The 15,004-nt window shown below is 61.5% G+C and carries 24 protein-coding genes; 21 read left to right on the top strand and 3 right to left on the bottom strand.

Features of this window, described 5'->3' with window-relative positions; translation table 11 throughout:
• Window positions 1-112 precede the first annotated feature (112 nt).
• On the bottom strand, window positions 113-1,267 hold the full coding sequence (locus AAF739_16990) for a S24 family peptidase (GenBank protein MEM6384370.1): 1,155 nt from the start codon (window positions 1,265-1,267) through the stop codon (window positions 113-115).
• 298 nt (window positions 1,268-1,565) lie between these two features.
• On the opposite strand from AAF739_16990, the gene AAF739_16985 reads away from it, so the two are divergent.
• Both AAF739_16985 and AAF739_16980 read left to right on the top strand, forming a co-directional pair.
• The gene (locus AAF739_16985; GenBank protein MEM6384369.1) at window positions 1,566-2,438 is read left to right on the top strand and encodes a ParB N-terminal domain-containing protein; all 873 of its coding nucleotides are present in this window, start codon (window positions 1,566-1,568) and stop codon (window positions 2,436-2,438) included.
• Window positions 2,435-2,677 carry a hypothetical protein gene (locus AAF739_16980; GenBank protein ID MEM6384368.1) on the top strand — a complete coding sequence of 81 codons (243 nt, stop codon included), beginning with the start codon at window positions 2,435-2,437 and terminating at the stop codon, window positions 2,675-2,677. The genes AAF739_16985 and AAF739_16980 overlap by 4 nt, the downstream gene beginning before the upstream one ends.
• 4 nt (window positions 2,678-2,681) lie before the next feature.
• Here AAF739_16980 and AAF739_16975 read toward each other — a convergent pair whose 3' ends face one another.
• On the bottom strand, window positions 2,682-2,954 hold the full coding sequence (locus AAF739_16975; GenBank protein ID MEM6384367.1) for a hypothetical protein: 273 nt from the start codon (window positions 2,952-2,954) through the stop codon (window positions 2,682-2,684).
• Window positions 2,955-3,092: 138 nt separating this feature from the next.
• Between AAF739_16975 and AAF739_16970 the strand changes: the two genes are divergently transcribed.
• From AAF739_16970 to AAF739_16905, 14 genes are all read left to right on the top strand, one after another.
• Window positions 3,093-3,503, top strand: coding sequence for an HK97 family phage prohead protease (locus AAF739_16970; protein ID MEM6384366.1), 411 nt, complete (start codon window positions 3,093-3,095; stop codon window positions 3,501-3,503).
• Entirely contained in the window at window positions 3,500-5,731 is a 2,232-nt protein-coding gene (locus AAF739_16965; protein MEM6384365.1) for a DDE-type integrase/transposase/recombinase, read from the top strand. The genes AAF739_16970 and AAF739_16965 overlap by 4 nt, the downstream gene beginning before the upstream one ends.
• 67 nt (window positions 5,732-5,798) lie before the next feature.
• Window positions 5,799-6,554 (top strand): ATP-binding protein, encoded by a 756-nt coding sequence (locus AAF739_16960; protein ID MEM6384364.1) that lies wholly within the window; start codon window positions 5,799-5,801, stop codon window positions 6,552-6,554.
• Window positions 6,551-7,174, top strand: coding sequence for a hypothetical protein (locus tag AAF739_16955; protein MEM6384363.1), 624 nt, complete (start codon window positions 6,551-6,553; stop codon window positions 7,172-7,174). The genes AAF739_16960 and AAF739_16955 overlap by 4 nt, the downstream gene beginning before the upstream one ends.
• Window positions 7,171-7,560, top strand: a complete 390-nt coding sequence (locus tag AAF739_16950) for a transcriptional regulator (protein ID MEM6384362.1) — start codon at window positions 7,171-7,173, stop codon at window positions 7,558-7,560. Before AAF739_16955 ends, AAF739_16950 begins: the two co-directional genes overlap by 4 nt.
• A complete protein-coding gene (locus AAF739_16945) occupies window positions 7,560-7,835 on the top strand; it encodes a hypothetical protein (protein MEM6384361.1) in 276 nt (91 codons plus the stop codon). The genes AAF739_16950 and AAF739_16945 overlap by 1 nt, the downstream gene beginning before the upstream one ends.
• A gap of 23 nt (window positions 7,836-7,858) precedes the next feature.
• Window positions 7,859-8,479, top strand: coding sequence for a helix-turn-helix domain-containing protein (locus tag AAF739_16940; protein ID MEM6384360.1), 621 nt, complete (start codon window positions 7,859-7,861; stop codon window positions 8,477-8,479).
• A 2-nt stretch (window positions 8,480-8,481) separates the two neighbouring features.
• Window positions 8,482-9,114, top strand: a complete 633-nt coding sequence (locus AAF739_16935; protein MEM6384359.1) for a DUF3164 family protein — start codon at window positions 8,482-8,484, stop codon at window positions 9,112-9,114.
• The gene (locus AAF739_16930) at window positions 9,114-9,392 is read left to right on the top strand and encodes a hypothetical protein (protein MEM6384358.1); all 279 of its coding nucleotides are present in this window, start codon (window positions 9,114-9,116) and stop codon (window positions 9,390-9,392) included. The genes AAF739_16935 and AAF739_16930 overlap by 1 nt, the downstream gene beginning before the upstream one ends.
• A gap of 1 nt (window position 9,393) precedes the next feature.
• Window positions 9,394-9,705, top strand: coding sequence for a hypothetical protein (locus AAF739_16925; GenBank protein MEM6384357.1), 312 nt, complete (start codon window positions 9,394-9,396; stop codon window positions 9,703-9,705).
• A 1-nt stretch (window position 9,706) separates the two neighbouring features.
• Complete coding sequence (locus AAF739_16920) at window positions 9,707-9,946, top strand: hypothetical protein (protein MEM6384356.1); 240 nt, start codon at window positions 9,707-9,709, stop codon at window positions 9,944-9,946.
• A complete protein-coding gene (locus AAF739_16915) occupies window positions 9,943-10,584 on the top strand; it encodes an HNH endonuclease signature motif containing protein (protein ID MEM6384355.1) in 642 nt (213 codons plus the stop codon). Before AAF739_16920 ends, AAF739_16915 begins: the two co-directional genes overlap by 4 nt.
• The gene (locus AAF739_16910) at window positions 10,581-11,222 is read left to right on the top strand and encodes a regulatory protein GemA (protein ID MEM6384354.1); all 642 of its coding nucleotides are present in this window, start codon (window positions 10,581-10,583) and stop codon (window positions 11,220-11,222) included. The genes AAF739_16915 and AAF739_16910 overlap by 4 nt, the downstream gene beginning before the upstream one ends.
• Window positions 11,219-11,638: a hypothetical protein gene (locus tag AAF739_16905; protein ID MEM6384353.1), complete on the top strand. Its 420-nt coding sequence runs from the start codon at window positions 11,219-11,221 to the stop codon at window positions 11,636-11,638. Before AAF739_16910 ends, AAF739_16905 begins: the two co-directional genes overlap by 4 nt.
• Before the next feature lie 5 nt (window positions 11,639-11,643).
• Here the strand turns inward: AAF739_16905 and AAF739_16900 are convergent, their stop codons facing one another.
• The gene (locus AAF739_16900) at window positions 11,644-11,952 is read right to left on the bottom strand and encodes a hypothetical protein (protein ID MEM6384352.1); all 309 of its coding nucleotides are present in this window, start codon (window positions 11,950-11,952) and stop codon (window positions 11,644-11,646) included.
• Between the two features lie 92 nt (window positions 11,953-12,044).
• Between AAF739_16900 and AAF739_16895 the strand changes: the two genes are divergently transcribed.
• The 5 genes from AAF739_16895 to AAF739_16875 all read left to right on the top strand — a co-directional run.
• Window positions 12,045-12,449, top strand: a complete 405-nt coding sequence (locus tag AAF739_16895) for an ASCH domain-containing protein (protein ID MEM6384351.1) — start codon at window positions 12,045-12,047, stop codon at window positions 12,447-12,449.
• Window positions 12,446-12,670: a hypothetical protein gene (locus tag AAF739_16890; GenBank protein MEM6384350.1), complete on the top strand. Its 225-nt coding sequence runs from the start codon at window positions 12,446-12,448 to the stop codon at window positions 12,668-12,670. Before AAF739_16895 ends, AAF739_16890 begins: the two co-directional genes overlap by 4 nt.
• 6 nt (window positions 12,671-12,676) lie before the next feature.
• Window positions 12,677-13,420 carry a DNA methyltransferase gene (locus AAF739_16885; protein ID MEM6384349.1) on the top strand — a complete coding sequence of 248 codons (744 nt, stop codon included), beginning with the start codon at window positions 12,677-12,679 and terminating at the stop codon, window positions 13,418-13,420.
• A complete protein-coding gene (locus AAF739_16880; GenBank protein ID MEM6384348.1) occupies window positions 13,417-13,791 on the top strand; it encodes a helix-turn-helix domain-containing protein in 375 nt (124 codons plus the stop codon). Before AAF739_16885 ends, AAF739_16880 begins: the two co-directional genes overlap by 4 nt.
• Window positions 13,792-13,876: 85 nt before the next feature.
• Window positions 13,877-15,004 (top strand): N-acetylmuramidase domain-containing protein (locus AAF739_16875; GenBank protein ID MEM6384347.1); only part of this gene is annotated, 1,128 nt, incomplete at its 3' end.

Below are 15,004 nucleotides of genomic sequence, written 5' to 3'. Positions count from 1 at the left end.
GCAGAGTTGGCAAAGTTGCGAGGAATCAAGGGCATAGCGAAAAGGAGGGCAATCTGTGCGGCATCAAACTGTGCCACCCTCAATAGTCGTTATAACGGCCTTCGAAGGGTCGTTAAAGCGCCTTGCCAACCCATACGACACGGCCGGGGATGCGCATGTCGGCGAGCTCTTCGATTGTCACCGTTTGTTTCTTATAGCGCTTGTTGTCGGACACGAGGTCAACGCTCCCGTCGCCTGAGGAGCGATCGACCCGCTTCACGATGAGGTCGCCATCGCGAAGGATGACGTAGATGCAGCCATGACGGATCGGCTGGTCCTCTCGCATGTCGACAAGCATCAGTGCGCCGTCGCTGATCGTTGGAGACATACTGTCCCCGTGGGCTTGGATTAGGCCGGATTGTGCAGGGTCGATGCCGATTCGACGCAACCAGTCGGTCTTGAAAGCGAGGCTCTCAATCACCTCCTCATCCAAAACAGACAGCCCGCTGCCAGCGCTGGCCGAAACCTGATAGCGCGCAATCAGCGAAAAGCCATCAGCTGTCGGCAGAACCAGAGTTTCGGATTCGAGTGAGATCGAGGGACCGGCCATTCGAGGGTCCGGTCGCAGAACGGCGCGCTCACCGGGCCTAGGTTCCACTGCGTACACAGCGAGCACCGGTGCGAACGTCGATAGGTAGTCCAGGCGCCTTGTGTCGAAAAACTCCTTGAATTGGGTTCCTTCGCGCAACCAGCCACGAAGAGTGATCTCGCTGTCGGATGCTCGCACCAGGCGCTTTAGGGAGCCTCGCTCTTCTAAGTCTTCAACATAGACGCGATTACCAAGAGAAGGCTCACTTGAAGGCCCGACTAGGACTTCATCGCCGGGCTCGATGCCTTCGGGCTGCATGGATTGGCCCGAAGCCCGAACATAGAATGCAGAAGGGTCCAGCAGATCAGCTGGTGCCGGCAAGGGGTCGTGTGCTGTAGGCTTTCCCCAGCCTGCCGGCCCGCAGCGAGCAAGACCACGATGTGGAAGCGTGCGCTCCTCGAACCTCGGCGCGTCCGAGTTTGTGGATTGATCGAACAGCAACTGCTCGACACCAACATCAAGGCCGTCGGCCAGGCGCTCCACCCACTCCAGGCTTAGGTGAGCATCGCTATCCGCGCGCTCAAGCCTACCGATGTGCTGGTTGCTCGTAGAAAGCCGTTCGGCCAGCTGGGACTGCGACAGACCAAGGGCCTGTCGCAGCGACCGAACCCGCTGCTTCACCGAACTCTCAAAACTCATACGCAACATATCCACCAATAAGGTGGAAAAAACTACAACCATATCAGTTGATCTTGGTCAACCGATATGGTTGATTAGCCGTCATGCGATTTGGCACCTACCTCTCCACGAAAAAGATCAGCGTAGCTCGCGCTGCTCGTGCCCTAGAGATGGAGCACGAAACCGTGCGCCGGTACGCGCGCGGACTGCGCATCCCTCGCGGCGATGCGATGACGAAAATTGTCGATTGGACAAATGGAGAGGTCACAGCCAACGACTTCTACAAGCTTGAGCGCAAGGGTAGCGCCCGGAGCGCCGCATGAGCGCCCGCAAGACAAAGAAGCGAGCGCCCGCCAATCAGCAGCGGACGTATCCAACAAAGCTCATTGAGATCGATCAGATCACCGTGCCGGATGACCGGGCCCGCGCTGTCGATCCGGCTTGGGTTGAGGGTCTCGCTGGCGTGATCGACGCCGAAGGCCTGATATCGCCGATCGCGGTCCTGGAAGAAGGGAAGGGCTACCGTCTGATCGCAGGCGCCCACCGTCTCGAAGCGTGCCGGTCCCTTGGTTGGGAGCAGATTACGGCAACGGTCTACGAAGAAGGCTTCGAAGACGCCGACCTTATTGAGACCCTGGAGAACCTGGTCCGCCGCGAGCTCTCTGCCCTCGATCGCGCCAAGCACTTCGCGCGGTTCAAGGTCGCCTACGAGGCGAAGCACGGGCCAATACTCGTCGGTCGACCGAAGTCCGATCCAGATCCGAATGATAATAGTGCAAAGTTTGCACTATTTTCCTTCCATGAGGCGATCGCGGATCATACCGGCCTTTCAAAGCGCTCAATCTTCGACGGACTGAAGGTCTGGTCCGACCTCGACACAAGCCAGTACGAGCGGCTTTCTAAGCTCCCGCTAGCTGACAACTTCAGTCAGCTGCGCGCCCTTTCCGAACAGAACCATGAGCGCCAAGACGAGGTGCTCGGCGTCCTTGAAACCCGGCAGGACGTGAACAGCGTGCAGGACGCGCTGGACGTCCTTGATGGCATCGAGCGCCAGGCACCGGCTGAGAAACGGTTCGGCGCAGCGGTGGGCGCGTATGGGCGCCTATCCGAGGGCGAGCGGCAAACCTTCCTGGAAAACCACGAGGACGATGTGCGGTCGTTCGCAATAGCGAAAGGATGGCTCAAGCCATGACGCCGCACCGCACCAAAGACCGACGCTCCCTGGTGTCGCAAATCAGTGAGCTCCAGACAGAGATCGTTCATCGCCGGCAGGTGTATGGGCGCCGCGTCGCTCAAGGCACGATGCGCCAAGAAGAGATGGACTACCGCATCGGCTCCATTGAAGCGTCCATCCGCACCATTCAATGGCTGCAGGCTCGTGAAGCCTTGTTCCGCCAACGCTGCCCCGAAGCGTTTGGGGGTGCAGGGTGAGCGGTCAGGCTTTCGTCACAACCCGGTCGCCATGGTCCCAGTCACGGACTGCGTTGATTGCGGCTTCGTACGCATCCTCGGTGAACTTATCGGGCGACGCTGCTTTCCGGGCTTCCATCTCTTCAATGATCCGGTCGAGCGATACCTCCGGCTCTGTCTTGAGAAGATCCAGGGCAGTGTTGGCGAAGATCATGTACCACATGGATTGCAAGCCTTCCGTTCTTACGCGGTTTATCCGCGCGGCGAGTTCCGTCGCCTTTTCCGTCATCTTTGACATCGAACGCGTCTCCTATGCTGCGAATGGGGGATTGCGAGGTGTGGGGCCGGTCGGGGGGCCGGCCTCACGCCGTCCATGTACCACAAACATGGCCCCAGCGCCGCGCCAGCGGTGCCCGGAAGCCTTTGGGGGCGGCGCGTGATCCGGATCAAGGGCATGGCAGCGGTTTTTGATGCACCCGACTTGCTCGGAGATCGCATTGCGTTTGGTGCGTTCGACGAATCGCTCGTCTTCCGGCCAGCCGAGCGAATACGGATGCTTTGGAACCATGATCCGAACATTTGCGTCGGTCATTGGGAAGCTGTCCGAACCGGATCGCTCGGCCTACTCGCCGAGGGGATAGTCGACCAGCGATTGGCCGACGTTGCGTTCCTCGCAAATGCCGACCTGCGCGGTCTGTCAATCGGGTATCAGGCGGTTCGTTGCACGCCGATCAAAGGCGGGCGGCGTCTTTTGCAGGTCGATCTGTATGAGATATCGCTGACGCCCATGCCAATGCATCCTGGTGCAACGTTCGATGTCGTGGCGATCGATGAGGTCGCGGCATGAAGGATTGGCTGACCGCGCGCGAGCTGCTTGAGCTCCAGCTGGAAGGTTTACCAAAGGCCGAGCGCACTCTATTCCGCACGATTGAGCGACAGGGTTGGAATACCGATCCGAAGCGTTCGCGTCCGCGCTGCGGGCGTGGCGGGGGTTGGGAATACCGGGTTGCGAGCCTGCCCGAGCTGGCTCGTCTGGACTACGCCAAGCGCTTTGTCGCCGAGGCGGCATCGGATGCAAGGGGTACCTGCGCAGCGCTGTCCGCCCCTGGCACCGCGACCGATGGCGTGGCTGGCGAAGAGCGCGATGCACGGCTTCAGGTCGTTGCCACGGCCAATGGCTTCCGGCGCAAAGCGCAGATGTCCTCGACGGCTTCGGACGCGCTCTTCGTGCGCCTGTACAACCGGGGTGACGTCGACGTTTCGAAGTGGGTTCGAGACCGGATTGAACGGGTCTCTATCCGCTCGCTTAGGCGATGGCGTTCAGCTGTGAAGCGGCGGGAAACCGAAGCTCTGGCCAGCGACCGCTCTCAATCCCGAACAGGCACGAGCGTGCTCGACCGAGCCGAAGGCGGCAAGCTTCGCGATAGCGTCCTGGCGATGCTTTCGAAGAACCCGCACTTCAAGGCGAAGCACATTCGCGGCTATCTGCGGGACACCTATGGCGACAGTCTGACGGTCATCACCGCTGACGGCGAAGTACATGAGCGACCGATGCCGTCGCTGAGGACCATTCAGGACACGGTGGCGCGCTGGCGGGAGATTTACGCACCGCAGCTACTCAAGCTCTCTGATCCGGACGGCTTCCGCTCAAAGATGCAATACGCGCTGCGCGAGGGAACCAGGCCCACCCACATCAACGCAGTCTGGCAGATCGATGCCTCTCCGGCCGATATCATGACCGTGGACGGTGGACGAAACGGCAAGCCGGGACGAGCGAACCTGTACCTGTGCATCGACGTGTTCACCCGTCGCGTCGTGTTCACCGTCTCGACGACACCGACAGCCTCCGCGCTCGGTCTCCTCATCCGCAAGGCGCTGCTGGCTTGGGGCGTCCCTGACACCATCAAGAGCGATAACGGCTCGGATTTCACGGCGAAGCATATGGAGCGCTTGCTCGATAATCTCGGCGTCGAGCACGATCTGTGCACACCCTTCAGCCCCGAACAGAAGGGCATGGTCGAGCGGCATTTCGGGACGCTGCAGCGTGACCTCATTGCAACCCTTCCGGGCTTCGTCGGTCACAACGTTACGGACCGGTCCATCATCGAGAACCGCAAGGGGTTCGCGCAGCGTCTTGGGGAGGCGCCCGACACCCTGGCCGGCGCCCAGCTGACCAACAAGGAGCTGAGTGAGCGGATCGATGCCTGGGTTCGCGACGATTACGAGCGTCGCCCGCATGGGGGCCTTCGTGATCGGACACCCTTTGAGGTGGCGGCTACGGCGCCTGGACCGATCCGAACCGTCGAAGACAAAGACGCGCTGCGCATGCTTCTGGCGCCGGTGCCGGGCGGTGACGGGCTTCGGACGGTCACCAAGACCGGCATCACCATCAACCGGGTCGACTACTACTCGCCGGATTGCATGCCCGGCGACAAGGTCCTGTGCCGCATGGACCCCGACGATATGGGTCAGGTCTGGTTGTTCTCGCCCGATGGCCTGACGTTCCTCGGCGAAGCTGTTTCGCCAGAGATGTCGGGCCGTGATCCGGTTGAAGTGATCGCCCGCCAGAAGGCGGCTCAGAAGGCATTCATAGCCGAAGGCACATCATCGCTGCGGAAGGCCGCGCGACGAATCGGACCGACCGACGTGGCCGATGCAATGGCCAGAGAGGCCGCGCGGAATGCCGGCAACCTGGTTGCCTTCCCCAAGCCTGAACAACCTCATTCCACTCCGGCGCTTGAGGCAGCCGCGGCCGTGGAGCGCAGCAAGACCCCCGAGCCATCGGAACTCCCTGCCGATGCCGCTGCGCTCCACGAAGACTTGAAGCGCGAGCTCACCAGAGAGCGCGCGATCATGACCGGCGATGTGGTGCCGGTGAGGATGACCACGGTCCAGACCGATGATGAGCGCAGCCGGTTCCGGCGAGCGATGAAGCTTGAGCGCCGGATCGATGATGGCGCGACCGTGAGTACCGAAGATGCAGTGTGGCTTGGCCGGTATCAGGCGAGCTCAGAGTACCGCGCGATGTCCGACATGTACGCCGATTTCGGCGATCGGATGCTGCGCTCAACCTGAAGAAAAAAGCCCCGCCAACAGATGTGGCGAGGCAGTTGATTTGAACAAGCAAAGGATGATGCCCCCGATGGCTGACGTCAACACCCCATCATCGATCGCTCCGCTGAAGAACGTTACGGCGATGATGTCGATGATCAAGCGCCTGCAGGACCGGCCGAACGGCCTCGAAGCCTTCGGCGTGTTCTCCGGATATCCGGGCCTCGGCAAGACAATCGCGGCCTCCTACGCACGCAACAAAGCGCGGGCGATCTACCTTGAGATCGGCTCCACCTGGACCAAGAAAGACTTCCTGAAGAAGCTGCTCATCGAGCTCGACGAGCCCAACGGCAAGGGGACGCTCACCGATCTGGTCGACCGGGCGATCGGCATCCTGGCCGGCGATCCCGACCAGGTGATTCTTCTCGATGAAGCGGACCGACTGCTTGATCGCAAGATCATTGAGATCGTCCGGGACCTGCATGACAAGCTGCAGATCCCGGTGATCCTCGTCGGCGAAGAGCGCCTGCCGATGAAGCTGGGCGCTCCGGAGTTCGAGCGCGTGCACAGCCGTGTTCTGGAATGGACGCTGGCACAGCCCTGTGACCTCGACGACGGTCGGTACCTGGCTGACTTCCTCGTGCCGAAAGTCGAGATCACCGACGAGCTCCTCAGCGAGATCATCCGCCAAACCAGAGGCAACGCGCGGCGCATAGCGACCACGCTGTATCAGGTTGAGGCTGCCGCGCTGCAGTCGGGTGCCCAGCAGATGAGCCCGAGCACCTATTCGGGCCCGATCCACACCGGCGAGGCGCCCACGCGCTACCGCAGAAAGGACGCGGCATGAGCGCCTACTTGGAAATAAGTGTTTCCGGTAAGCCGGTCCTGCGCGGTCAGGCGTTTTGGTGGGAGAAGCTGCGCGCGATGGGCGCAGGTTCCACCTTCACCGCAGCCGGGCTGGATGCGTTGGGTAATGACCCTCACAGCGCCAACGTCCGGGACTTCGTGCGCCGCCTGGTTGCAGCCGGCATTGCATCGCTTGATCACGAAGAGCCGAACCCGCGCGGCGGGTCGCCGACCAAGGTCTATCGGCTACAGCGAACGCCGCGGAGGCTTCCGCCCCTCACGCGGTCCGGCAAGCCTGGCCTGCAGCAGCTGGGCCAACAGAACATGTGGAACCAGCTTCGGCTGGGCAAACCGACCACCGCCAGGGAGCTGGCGGATTTCTCATCAACCGACGAGGTGCGCGTCAGCCTGGGATCGGCGAAGGCCTATTTGGGGCACCTTAACGGCGCGGGTTACCTCCTCATCACCCGCGCCTCAAAGGGCTCTCGGCCAGCCTCCTACAAGCTGAAACCAGGCAAGAACACCGGCCCGAACGCGCCCTTGATCCTCACTGGCAAAGTCGTCTTCGACCCCAACACAGACGAGGTTCCGTCCAAGCTGGAAGCTGAGGTCTCGGCATGAGCGCGGCCTTCCAAAGGATCGACTTCGTCGCCCGCGCCTATGAGGCATGGGGAGATGATCCGCCCGAATTTATCTTGGAACTTGCAGTCGCATGCCGAGACGCGAGCCAGACAGCTGTTGCGAAGCGCATCGGCTATTCGAGCTCAGTTGTCAGCCAGGCGATTTCCCGGACCTATCGCGGCGATATGAACCTCGTCGAAGAGCGCGTTCGTGGCGCCCTAATGCAGGAAACGGTGCGGTGCCCGGTTCTGGTCGAGGTCACTCGCGACGAATGCCACAACTGGCAGAAGAAGCCGTTCGCATCGACCTCGGGTCTTCGGGTGAAGCTGTACCGCGCGTGCCGCTCCGGCTGCCCCCATTCCAGACTACAACAGGAGTACGACTGATGAACGATCCTCGCCCCTTGTCGAGCATGATCGGTGCTGCCGAAAGCGTGCTTGATCAGGCCATTACAGACAAGCAACCGATCACGGCTGAGACCGTCGCCAGCCTCCAGGAGACGATGATTTTCTGGATGGAGTACGCCAAGCAACAAGAGCTGCACGCGGCCAGCCTTGAGGCCGAGAACGCGAACCTCAAGGCGCTGCTGCGGATGCCAAACGAGCTCGGGCCGGAGGTGTTTACCGGCAACGTTGTGCCGATCGGAGGCTTCCGCTCGTGAGCAGGTCAAACTTCGTTTTGGGCGTGTTCGACGATCATCTGTTCAGGTTCGTCTTGCGGCAGGCCGCGTCGGCGCTCGATGTCTCACAGAACGACATTCTATCCAGCCGTCGCTCCACGTCGTGCATCGAGGCGCGGCATCTGGCGATGTACCTGATGAAGGCGTCCACGACGCTCTCCTATCCGGAGATCGGCACGGTGTTTGGTCGGGACCATACGACGATCCTGAGCGGCGTGCAGCGGCACGAAGAGCGCATGCGCAGCAGCCCGCAGATGCACAAGCGGACCGCCACTATCATAAAGCGTATCGAGGATTTGAAGGGCGAAATGACCGTCCCAAAAGACGACGGTTCGACGGTCTCGATCTCAGATCGCTCGCCGGTTGCGCTGACCATCGCCTCGGCCACCACCGATCGGCCCACGCACCCATTTATCCGGCAGCAGATCGCCCGCCGTGTCCGCGAGGCGGCGCAATCCCTGAATTTTGCTGATCGCAACCTGCAGACGGCTTTAGCCGCCGACCTACTGAGGGAGCCGGCTGCGTTTGCGAAAGCCATCGACGATCTGCGCGAGAATATCGCGGCGTCCCGTGCCGCGCTGCTCGACCCCATCAAACCCTATGCAGAAGACGAGGAGGCTGCCTAGCCATGCAGACGACACCACCAACCGTCGAGGTCGACGGCAACCAGTACATGAGGGACGCGAAGGGTGCTCTCGTGCCCATCGATCTCGTGAAGGCACAGCACAAGCTCGAAGACGACACAGTTCGCAAGTGCATGGAATTTGCGCGCGACTTGAGCGCTAAAATCGCCCGCTTCAAGGGCAACACCTTTGCCGATTTGAACGCGTTTCAGGCGCTCCTCGAAGAGCAGTACGGCGCGCGCGCAGGCGGTGCGAAGGGCAACGTCACGTTCCAGTCTTACGACGGCACAATGAAGGTGCAGGTCCAGATTGCTGACCAGATCGCCTTCGGGCCCGAGCTGCAGTCCGCGAAGAAGCTCGTGGACGAGTGCCTGGTCGAGTGGGGCGCCGAAAGCCGCGAAGAGTTGCGCGCGCTCGTGAACCGCGTCTTCAGCGTCGAAAAAGAGGGCGAGATCAACAAGGCCGAGCTCTTCTCACTCTTGCGGCTTGAGATCGAGGATCCCAGATGGCTCGCCGCGATGGACGCCATCCGCGACGCGATCCGGGTCACGGGGACCAAGGAGTACGTCCGCTTCTATCAGCGCGCCACACCGCGCGACCGGTGGGAGCCTGTCACGATCGATCTGGCGAGGGCGTGATGGGTAAAACGTCGCTGAAACGCACCCCAACAAAGACACGGCATGAGCAGGCGCGGCTAGCCGTTGTCGACGCTCTGAAACCCTTTGAGGCCGATGGCATGAGCGTCGAGGAGCTCGTGGCTACACTAGCCATCTTGATCGGGCAGTTTTCAATCTTCTTCGACGGGCAGGAGTGGACGCCAGAGCAGGTCGTTGAGCTGGTCAAGATCAACATCGCTGAGGGCAATCGCAACGCCGTAGCGAACACGTTCGGCGGTCACCCCGCGGGGAACGCCTGACATGACCGATGGGACCAACCGATACGTCGAGGGAATGAAGCTGACGGCGCAGCTCGCCGATCCTGCGTTCAGGGCTGCTCTTGAAGAGAGGTTGCTGGAAGACATCACGGGCTGCGACGACCGCGCCCAATCAATCATCGACGACCTGCAGGTGCTCCCGGAGGCTCAGCAGTACTTCACGGTGATCTACGTTGTCGCTTTTTGGTGCTTCGCAAGGCGTCGCGAGGGAGACCCATCAGAGATCATCGACCACCTAGCCACAGTCGCCAGGGCCGCCGTGGGGGCTGGGTCCAGATCAATGGAGTCCGACTGACATGAAGAACAAGCTCTCTGACCTCAACAATCACCTGTTCGCGCAGTTGGAAAGGCTGTCGGACGAAGATCTAACCAACGAAGAGCTGGAGAAGGAAATCTCCAGAACCGAAGCGATTGTCGGTGTCACCGACAAAATCGTGCGCACAGCCGATCTGCAGCTGAAAGCAGCCAATCTATACGCCGAGTACGGCGCGATGATTGTCGACCACTTGCCAGCCATCGAAGGCAAGAAGTCATGAAGGGCACGCCCATCACGTACAGCGCGACGGAGCTTTGGTGGATTGAACGGCACAAAGAGCTGCCTCGGCGCGAGGCGCATGCGCTCTTTTGCAAGGTGTTCTGCCGAGACGACGTGAGCCTGACCAACTTCGCCGCGCTCTGTAAGCGGCGGGGATGGTTCACTGGTCGCACTGGCCGATACGAGAAGGGCGCTGTTCCGCTCAACAAGGGGCGCAAAATGCCGTTCCACCCTGCCTGTGCGGCGACGCAATACAAGGCGGGAAACCTGCCGCACAACACGAAATTCGAGGGTCATGAACGGCTCAACAAAAACGGCTATATCGAGGTCAGCGTCCGAGAGACCAACCCTCACACGGGCCATGAGCGCCGATACGTTCAGAAGCACCGCTGGCTTTGGGAGAAAGCAAACGGTCCAGTCCCCGAGGGCCATGCCCTCAAGTGCTTGGACGGTGACAAAACGAACACCGATCCGGCGAACTGGATAGCCATCCCCAAGGCGCTGCTTCCAAGGCTCGCCGGCCGAGCCGACCGGGGTCAGCCTGGATACGATCAGGCACCTGCCGAGCTGAAGCCCGTCATCCTTGCCAGCGCCCGTCTTGCCCATGCCGCGAAGCAGGCAAAGGAGCGCCGGTCATGAACACCATGGGCGCAATCCATGCGGCGCTGCGGGCGCGTGATATCGACAAGGAAGACGCGCGGGACCGCTTCGAGCGTGTGACTGGTCTTCGCAGCCTGAAGGCCATGGACGATGACCAGCGCCAAGCGGTGCTGACCGATCTCAATTCAGACGGCTTCAAAGGCCCTTCAAAGCCGCGTCGACGAACCCTCACCGGACCGTATGCGAAGAAGCTTCAAGCGCTCTGGATCGCAGGTTGGAACCTTGGGCTCGTGCGCAACCGGGATGACAGGGCGCTGCTCGCGTTCGTGAAGCGCCAGACCGGCCTGGAGCATACGCAGTTCCTGTATGACGCGGCCAACGCAGCGAAGGTCATCGAGGCGCTGAAAGCATGGCTCGCCCGCGAGGGTGGCGTTGAGTGGGAACTGGATCCGCTGATGAGCGCCCTTTATCGCACTGCAGGTCGCAGGATCGCGTGCGCGCAGATGCGTAAGATCGTCCCCGAAATTTGTGTTGGCGATGTGCTTGATGAGGTGCTGGCAGAAGCCAGCCTCCAATACTGCGGCCAGCCAGTACCAAGCCTGGAAGAAGAGCACCATTGGATCCCCGTCATGAACGCGCTCGGCCGGCAAGTCCGGGCGAAGAAGGCGGCATCATGACCGGCCGCTCCAAGAGACTTCTCGACAGCGCTATCGAAATCCGCAGGCTGCGCGAGCGGATCGACCTGCTGGAAGAGGAGCTGCGCCAGCTTCGAGAGAGCCTGAAGCCGCCAGAGACGCTGCGCATCCAGATTGCGGACGCATTTCGCCTAAGCCGCGTTCAGGCATCGATCCTGGCCACGCTTTTCGGCGCCAGGTCTGTGACCACCGAACGGCTGATGATGCTGGTCGATACGGTGACGACGGGCAATCCGGACCGCGATCTGCTGAATATCGTCCGCGGTCATGTAAGCGGGCTTCGCAAGGCTCTTAGCCCGCACTGCATCGAGATCGAGAGCGTGTATGGCGACTTCTATCGGCTACCTGCTGCATCGAAGACGCGGATCATCCGGCTGCTCAACAAGGTGGCGGCGTGATGGCCTTACTCGATGAAACCAAAGCTGCGCGCCGTCTGCTCAATCTGCGTGCATTGAATTATCAGCATCGCCGCAGTCATCTCCTCTCGCTCGCGCGAGCGGGCTCTGAAGGAGGCTTGGAGCACAGTGTTGAAGTCGACATTGTCGGGGTCGACGTTCTCTTGAGTGAAGTCGACGAGCGCGTTGTACCTGTAATGCAGGCCGCAGAACTCTTCGAAGGCAAGCATTCGTCCGAGTTCGCTTGCAAGGTTCAGTTGATCATCGGCAAAAGCGGGCGTCGCGATCAGGCAGGCAATCATCGCGATGATGCGCATCGGTGCTCTCCAACTCGATTGAGCCGATACCGTAGCTGTGCGGACCAGTCCGGACAAGGTCCGCTCGTCCAGCCCCTGGGTGGCGTGGGCTGATGGTCGCGTACAACTTCCAACGGCAGTTCTGGCTGCCGATCCGAGCCGGCACCAAGCGCCAAACCGTCAGAGCGCACAGGAAGCGCCACGCCCACATTGGCGAGCCCATCCAGCTGTACGGCGGGATGCGCACGAAGCAGTGCGAGAAGCTCATCCCCGACCCGTTCTGCATCGGCATCGACGACATCGTCATAAGGCTTCAGCAAGCGGCAGCGGGCACGCACATGTGGGTCGAGATCAATGGCTGCCCATTGGATGAAGCCGAAGTCGCGAGCTTCGCAAAGGCTGATGGCTTTCTCAGCGCGCCCGAGTTTGGGCACTTCTGGCTCAAGACCCATGGTCCAGGCACGTTTGAGGGAGTGGTGATCCGCTGGGGCACCGAAGACCAGGTGCCATCCTCATGAGCACCGAGCGGGTCGACTTCCAGCAGCTCATCGACGAGGCCGAAGACCTGGTCAGCGACGCGCAAAACCAGCTGACCTGCGCAGCTGCTAACCTTGCCCTTGTCGTTGGCCCCCTCGCCGCATGCCATCGCGTTGCCGAAATCACGATCGAGCTTCGCGAGCAGGCACAGCGCGAAGGACTGCTTCCAGCGTCACCAGCCCGCAAACCTGAAAAGGACTAGCGGGAGATGGCGACACCTCTTTTCCCCGACGCCATGACTCCAGCTTCGCCGGCCGTGCGGCAGGTCCATATCGGGTCGCACACGCTCTACCTGGCGAACGCCTACGAGCTGGTCCCACGCCTCGGCTGCTTCGACGGGATGATCACGGATCCGCCCTACAAGATCAACGTTTCGGGCGGTGGTCGTTTTCGGGCCGCTCGTCAGCACACGACCGAGATCGGCAAGCGCGGTCTCGATCGAGGCTTCGACCTGGAGATCCTCTCCTGGAAGTTTGCGTATGGCATCGTCTGCTTCTGCCACAACGACCAGCTCGGCAATGTGATCACGCGGCTGAACACGGGCTTCCATCGGCACGCGGTGATCAGCTGGCACAAGGACAATCCGATGCCGGTGGCCAACAAACACTACCTGCCGGACACAGAATTTTACGTGCATGCCTGGCAGCAAGGCTACGCCCCGATTGGAGAGCTCAAAGATAAGGCCCGGCACATCACGACAGCTGTCGGCAAGTCGCCCTTCAGCCATCCGACCGTCAAGCCCGACGCGGTTATGGACAAGATCCTCGCCAACGTGCCCGGCGAGACGATCTGCGACCCGTTCATGGGGACGGGTTCAACCGGTGTTGCGGCCATCAAAGCGGGCCGTCAATTCACCGGCATCGAGATCGATCCCGAATTCTTTGAGATCGCTTGCCAGCGCATAAGGACCGCCGTCGCAAAGCACGAGGGTTTTGACGGGGCGAACGCGTGAAGTCGGATCACATCATCCCCGGCATTCCGATGCCGCCAAGCCTGACCACCTACCTCGAAGTGCTCGGAGAAGATGACACGCTGAAGCTCATCATGGAGCTGGGCGGCGCGCCGATCTACTTCACCGAGAACCCCAAGACGCGATCCCGGATCGCTGGCGTCGTTGGCCACGATAAAGCCGCTGCCCTTGCGCGCGAGCTCGGAATGGGGTCCCATCACCTACCGAATGCAAAGAGGTGGGCCGCCTATCAGTATCGGCGGCGCAACGTGCCTGACCGTGAGATCGCCCGCCTTTTAAGGGTGTCGGACCGCACGGTTGCAAGCTGGCTCAAGCGGCATACCGACAGCGCTCAAGCCGAGCTCCCATTCTAACAAGGGGCGAAGCTGTTTCGCCCCGTATTTCCCGAAAGCCTTCGACCATGATGCCGGCATCACCCCCTCAGGAGGATGCGTGCGCATGTCGGAACCTGCAGTCATTGATCAGCTGATGGAAGGCGGCGGCGAAGCCGGCCTCGGGTCGGCTATTCGCAACGCCGCGAAGCGGTTGGGCTGCGAAGAGGCAACCCTTCAGGCGATCCTCGAAGTCGAGAGCCGTGGCGAGCCGTACGATGCCAAGGGACGGCTCATCATCCTTGTCGAAAAGCACATCTTCCGCCGCATGCTGCCCCAAAGCCTGCGGGCGCGAGCCGAGCGTGCGGGTCTGGCAAAGCGCTCCTGGTCGCGGTCGAACTATGGTGGCCAAGGAGGTCCAGGCTCCGATCGGCGGTGGGCGCTCCTCAAGCGCATGACCGAGATGCACGAGACGGCCGGGCTCAAGTCGGCGTCCTATGGCGGTCCGCAGATCATGGGCTTCAACCACCGGGCGGTGGGCTACGGCACCGTGCAGGACTTCGTGTTGGCGATGGCTGCGAATGAAAGCAGCCAGGTCGAGGCGTTTGTTCGCTTCCTCGAAAGCGTCGGGCTCGCCGAAGCATTGCGCCAGCGCGACTTCCGGACCGTTGCCCGCAAATACAACGGCTCGGGCCAAGTCACGCGCTACGCGCGGATGATGGAGCGGGCCTACACCAGGATCAAAGGCAAACCGCCACAGATTCGAGGTGAGATGCGCAGGCGCGCCCTGCGCGTCGGGTCTGAAGGTTTCCGGGTGCGCGCGCTCCAGGAGCGCCTCAACGAGCTTGGATACCCGACGCACGTCGATGGCGACTTCGGTGACCTGACCGAGAACTCCGTCCTGGCCTTCCAGAAGGACAATGGTTTGACGATCGACGGTGTCGTGGGCCCGCAAACCGAAGCTGCTCTCGAAGTGGCTGTGCCACGTTCGCAACGGCCGGCGCAGGACCGCGAAGATATGACCGTGTCGGATCTCCGCAAACGGGGCTCGCAGACGGTCAAGCATGCCGACCGGGGCGGGCTGCTCGGCTGGATCGCTGCGCTGTTCGGTGGCGCGGTGACGGTGGCCGAGAATGATGGGTTGGTTGCCGCGGTCCCGATTGTCGGCGAGCAGGTCTCCCAGGCCGTTGAGACGGTCGCGCCCGCGACGAGTTGGCTGGCTAGCAACCTCGGTCTGGCGCTCGTGCTGTTCGGC

Source organism: Pseudomonadota bacterium, from assembly GCA_039024915.1.
Classification (GTDB): domain Bacteria; phylum Pseudomonadota; class Alphaproteobacteria; order Rhizobiales; family MH13; genus MH13.
The sequence above is the reverse complement of the archived record's forward strand: the minus strand, read 5'-3'. Positions and strand labels throughout refer to the sequence as shown.

Excerpts from the sequence above, each read along its gene's own strand:
- AAF739_16990 (MEM6384370.1), bottom strand. The coding sequence starts at position 1,267 with ATGAGTTTTGAGAGTTCGGTGAAGCAGCGGGTTCGGTCGCTGCGACAG.
- AAF739_16985 (MEM6384369.1), top strand. The coding sequence starts at position 1,566 with ATGAGCGCCCGCAAGACAAAGAAGCGAGCGCCCGCCAATCAGCAGCGG.
- AAF739_16980 (MEM6384368.1), top strand. The coding sequence starts at position 2,435 with ATGACGCCGCACCGCACCAAAGACCGACGCTCCCTGGTGTCGCAAATC.
- AAF739_16975 (MEM6384367.1), bottom strand. The coding sequence starts at position 2,954 with ATGTCAAAGATGACGGAAAAGGCGACGGAACTCGCCGCGCGGATAAAC.
- AAF739_16965 (MEM6384365.1), top strand. The coding sequence starts at position 3,500 with ATGAAGGATTGGCTGACCGCGCGCGAGCTGCTTGAGCTCCAGCTGGAA.
- AAF739_16960 (MEM6384364.1), top strand. The coding sequence starts at position 5,799 with ATGGCTGACGTCAACACCCCATCATCGATCGCTCCGCTGAAGAACGTT.
- AAF739_16955 (MEM6384363.1), top strand. The coding sequence starts at position 6,551 with ATGAGCGCCTACTTGGAAATAAGTGTTTCCGGTAAGCCGGTCCTGCGC.
- AAF739_16950 (MEM6384362.1), top strand. The coding sequence starts at position 7,171 with ATGAGCGCGGCCTTCCAAAGGATCGACTTCGTCGCCCGCGCCTATGAG.
- AAF739_16945 (MEM6384361.1), top strand. The coding sequence starts at position 7,560 with ATGAACGATCCTCGCCCCTTGTCGAGCATGATCGGTGCTGCCGAAAGC.
- AAF739_16935 (MEM6384359.1), top strand. The coding sequence starts at position 8,482 with ATGCAGACGACACCACCAACCGTCGAGGTCGACGGCAACCAGTACATG.
- AAF739_16930 (MEM6384358.1), top strand. The coding sequence starts at position 9,114 with ATGGGTAAAACGTCGCTGAAACGCACCCCAACAAAGACACGGCATGAG.
- AAF739_16925 (MEM6384357.1), top strand. The coding sequence starts at position 9,394 with ATGACCGATGGGACCAACCGATACGTCGAGGGAATGAAGCTGACGGCG.
- AAF739_16920 (MEM6384356.1), top strand. The coding sequence starts at position 9,707 with ATGAAGAACAAGCTCTCTGACCTCAACAATCACCTGTTCGCGCAGTTG.
- AAF739_16915 (MEM6384355.1), top strand. The coding sequence starts at position 9,943 with ATGAAGGGCACGCCCATCACGTACAGCGCGACGGAGCTTTGGTGGATT.
- AAF739_16910 (MEM6384354.1), top strand. The coding sequence starts at position 10,581 with ATGAACACCATGGGCGCAATCCATGCGGCGCTGCGGGCGCGTGATATC.
- AAF739_16905 (MEM6384353.1), top strand. The coding sequence starts at position 11,219 with ATGACCGGCCGCTCCAAGAGACTTCTCGACAGCGCTATCGAAATCCGC.
- AAF739_16900 (MEM6384352.1), bottom strand. The coding sequence starts at position 11,952 with ATGCGCATCATCGCGATGATTGCCTGCCTGATCGCGACGCCCGCTTTT.
- AAF739_16895 (MEM6384351.1), top strand. The coding sequence starts at position 12,045 with ATGGTCGCGTACAACTTCCAACGGCAGTTCTGGCTGCCGATCCGAGCC.
- AAF739_16890 (MEM6384350.1), top strand. The coding sequence starts at position 12,446 with ATGAGCACCGAGCGGGTCGACTTCCAGCAGCTCATCGACGAGGCCGAA.
- AAF739_16885 (MEM6384349.1), top strand. The coding sequence starts at position 12,677 with ATGGCGACACCTCTTTTCCCCGACGCCATGACTCCAGCTTCGCCGGCC.